The organism is Tabrizicola sp., assembly GCF_036781545.1.
Lineage (GTDB): Bacteria > Pseudomonadota > Alphaproteobacteria > Rhodobacterales > Rhodobacteraceae > Tabrizicola.
Genome location: NZ_DAIQAT010000244.1, coordinates 1 through 3,578 on the forward strand (window position 1 = coordinate 1; position 3,578 = coordinate 3,578).

5 protein-coding genes are annotated in these 3,578 nt (G+C 64.6%); 3 read left to right on the plus strand and 2 right to left on the minus strand.

Features of this window, described 5'->3' with window-relative positions:
• The 3 genes from V7Q39_RS20035 to V7Q39_RS20045 form a co-directional block, all read left to right on the plus strand.
• The coding region (locus V7Q39_RS20035) for a homoserine O-acetyltransferase/O-succinyltransferase family protein (RefSeq protein ID WP_333818378.1) at window positions 1–237 on the plus strand (237 nt) is incomplete at its 5' end.
• Between the two features lie 62 nt (window positions 238–299).
• On the plus strand, window positions 300–1,172 hold the full coding sequence (ppk2, locus tag V7Q39_RS20040; protein WP_333818379.1) for a polyphosphate kinase 2: 873 nt from the start codon (window positions 300–302) through the stop codon (window positions 1,170–1,172).
• A complete protein-coding gene (locus tag V7Q39_RS20045) occupies window positions 1,169–1,786 on the plus strand; it encodes a TetR/AcrR family transcriptional regulator (protein WP_333818381.1) in 618 nt (205 codons plus the stop codon). Before ppk2 ends, V7Q39_RS20045 begins: the two co-directional genes overlap by 4 nt.
• Before the next feature lie 182 nt (window positions 1,787–1,968).
• Here V7Q39_RS20045 and V7Q39_RS20050 read toward each other — a convergent pair whose 3' ends face one another.
• Window positions 1,969–3,042: an ABC transporter ATP-binding protein gene (locus tag V7Q39_RS20050; RefSeq protein ID WP_333818382.1), complete on the minus strand. Its 1,074-nt coding sequence runs from the start codon at window positions 3,040–3,042 to the stop codon at window positions 1,969–1,971.
• A 23-nt stretch (window positions 3,043–3,065) separates the two neighbouring features.
• Window positions 3,066–3,578, minus strand: a 513-nt coding sequence (locus V7Q39_RS20055; protein WP_333818380.1) for an ABC transporter permease, incomplete at its 5' end; no start/stop codon positions are given.

The window sequence follows — 3,578 nt, forward strand, 5'->3', positions numbered from 1 at the left end:
CGCGCGCTCTACATCTTCAACCATTTCGAATACGACAGCGACACGCTGAAGCAGGAATATGACCGCGACATCGCCAACGGCACGCCGATCAACGTGCCCCTGAACTACTACCCCGACGACGACCCCTCGCGCCCGCCGCTCAACCGCTGGCGCAGTCATGCCCATCTGCTTTACGGCAACTGGATAAACGAGATCTACCAGACCACGCCCTACGACCTGGACGAGATCGGCTCCTGATCGCGCTGCATTGCGGCTGACCGGCCCAATCGCCATACTGGCGCAAACCGGGGAGGACAGGCATGACCCTACCATTCGACGGCGCGATCAGCCGCTACTTCCGCGAAGGCGCACCCAAAGAGGTGCGCAAGGCCATCGAGGGCGCGGGGAAGGATGACATCCTCACGAAATCCTACCCCTACCGGGAAGAGATCAAGGGTAAGGATTACAGTGCCCGGATGGAGGCCCTGCAGATCGAGCTGGCCAAGATGCAGGCCGGACTGAAGGCCTCGGGCAAGCGGCTCCTCATGGTGTTCGAGGGCCGCGACGCCGCCGGCAAAGGCGGAACGATCAAGGCGGTGACGGAAAACCTGAACCCGCGCCAGGCCTATGTGGTGGCCCTGCCGAAGCCGACCGAGCGGGAAAGCCAGCAATGGTATTTCCAGCGCTATGTCGACTGGCTGCCTGCGAAGGGCGAGATCGCGCTTTTCGACCGCAGCTGGTACAACCGCGCGATGATCGAGCATGTCTTCGGCTTCTGCAAACCCGAGGAGCGGGAGAAGTTCTTCCGCCAGCTTCCCGAGTTCGAGCAGATGATCGTCGACGAGGGGATCATCCTTTTGAAGATCTGGCTGGAGGTCGGACGGGCCGAGCAGCTGAAGCGCTTTCTCGACCGTGAGGGGGACCTCTTGAAGCAATGGAAGCTGTCCCAGATCGACGTCGACGGGCTGGCGAAATGGGACGACTACTGCACCGCCATCGACGAGACGATGCAGAGGACCCATTTCAAGCACGCGCCCTGGACGGTGATCCTGTCCGACGACAAGAAACGCGCCCGGATCGCGGCGATCCAGACGATCCTTTCCGCGGTGGACTATACGGGCAAGGACAAGGATGCCATCGGCAAGGTGGATGAGAAAATCTGTGGCGGGCCGAAGCTTCGGTCGAAGGACTGACCTTGAAGCGGGGCTATCACCACGGCAACCTCCGGCAGGCGCTGGTCGAGGCGGCGCTGGAGCTGATCGCCGAGAAGGGGCCGCAGGGCTTCACCCTGTCCGAGGCGGCGAAGGCGGCGGATGTGACCCCTGCCGCCGTCTACCGGCACTTCGCCGGGCGGGACGAGCTTCTGGCCGAGGTGGCGCGGCAGGGGTTCGATATCTTCTCGGCGCTTCTGGAATTTGCCTATGACGAGGGGCGGCCCTCTCCGCTTGCGGCGTTCGAGGCAACGGGGCGGGCTTATCTCGCCTTCGCCCGGAAGTATCCCGGCCACTACCAGGCGATGTTCGAGAGCGGGCTGCAGCCGGGGCAGCACCCCGACCTCGCCCAGGTGGCGGCCAAGGCGCGGGATACGATGGACCGGGCGGCGGACCATCTGGCCCGCGCCCTGCCCGAGGCGCGGCGGCCGCCGGCACGGATGATTTCGGCCCATGTCTGGGCGGTCAGCCACGGGGTGGTGGAGCTGTATCTGCGGGGGAATGGCGGGCCGCAACCCTGGCCGCCGGAAGACCTGCTGGAGACCGCGATCGGAATCTATCTGCGGGGCCTGGGGCTGATCTCGCCGGATCGGTGAGGGGGGCTGCCCACGCGCGGGCAGATTCTTCGCATCAATGGAATCAATGGCTTGGCTGCGGGCGTTCAGGATTGGTTAACCCCGTCCCGGGCCTGACCCGGGACCCCACTTTTACGCTGGCACACCGTTCCTGTGGCAGGCCGTGGCCCCGGATCACGTCCGGAGCGGCGGTCCGATGTGCCCTAGCGGAACAGCACCAGCGCCGAAGGGCTCCAGGCGACGCGGACCTTGGTGCCGACATCCAGCACCGGGCGGCCGGGCACGTTGCGCATCGACAGGCGCACCTCGACATCGGTGCCGCCGAGATAGACGTCGTAATAGGTCATGTCGCCGAAGTAGATCACCTCGTCGATCACCCCGTCGGTCTCGCGCTCGGAGGGCTTCTGGTCGTCGTAGAGGAGCGTCAGCGTCTCGGGGCGCAGGCCCACCACCGGGCTTTCGCCCTTGGCCGGGGGCGCCATGGCGGCGTCGATGGTGACATGGCCCAGACCCTTGGCCTCGATCTCGACCTTGTCGCCCGATTCCGACAGCACCGTCGCCGGGATGAAGTTCATCGTGCCGATGAAATCCGCCACCTTCTTCGAGTTCGGGCGGCGATACAGGGTTTCCGGATCGGCGAGCTGGGCGATCTCGCCCTCGAACATCACGGCGATGCGGTCGGACATGACCAGCGCCTCTTCCTGGTCATGCGTCACCAGGATGAAGGTGATACCGACCTGGCGCTGCAGCTTGATCAGTTCGACCTGCATATGCTCGCGCATCTTCTTGTCGAGCGCGGACAGGGGCTCGTCCAGCAGCAGCACCTTCGGCTTGAGGATCAGTGCGCGCGCCAGCGCCACCCGCTGCCGCTGCCCGCCGGAGAGCGCATGGGCCGCGCGGCCGCCATAGCCTTTGAGGCCGACCATCTCCAAAGCCTCGGCCACGGCCTTGGCCTTTTCTTCCTTGCTGCGCGGGTCCTTGCGCAGGCCAAAGCCCACGTTTTCGGCCACCGACATATGCGGGAAGATCGCGTAGCTCTGGAACACCATGTTCGTCGGCCGGGTATTGGCCGCGACCGAGGCCATGTCCTTGCCGTCGATCATGATCACGCCCGAAGAGATGTCCTCGAACCCGGCGATGGTGCGCAGGAGCGTGGTCTTGCCGCAGCCCGAGGGGCCGAGGAGAGAGAAGAATTCCCCCGCCTTGATCGTGCCGTTGATCCCCCTCAGGGCGTGGTAGTCGCCATAATACTTATGGACGTCCTTGAACTCGATCATGGTCTGACGGTCATCGGAAAAGGTCACAGGAAGCCTCCGGAATCTTTGCCACCCGCCTTGGCGATGCCGCGGCGGCGCATGTACTCGGCGAAGCCGAGCAGGATGATCGAGAAGAGAACGAGGATCGTCCCCAGCGCCAGCATCGAGGGCACCTTGGCGGGGAAGCGGAACTGGCCGAAGATGTAGACCGACAGCACCGGCTTGCCCGAACCGAGGAAGTTGGCCAGCACGAATTCGTCGATCGAGATGGTGAAGCAGATCAGGAAGCTGGCGATGATCCCCGGCATGACCAGCGGCAGGGTGATCAGCCGGAAGGTCGCGGCGCGGGTCTCGCCCAGGTCGAGCGCGGCTTCCTCCAGCGATTTGTCGAGGCTCTGGAAGGCCGAGGTCAGGATCGCCACCGCGAAGGGCATGCAGAGCAGCACATGGCCCAGGATGATGGTCAGCATCGACAGCGGCACCGACAGCGACAGAAGCACGATCAGCAGCGCCATCGCGACGACGATGTCGGGCAGCACCATCGGCAGCATGATCAG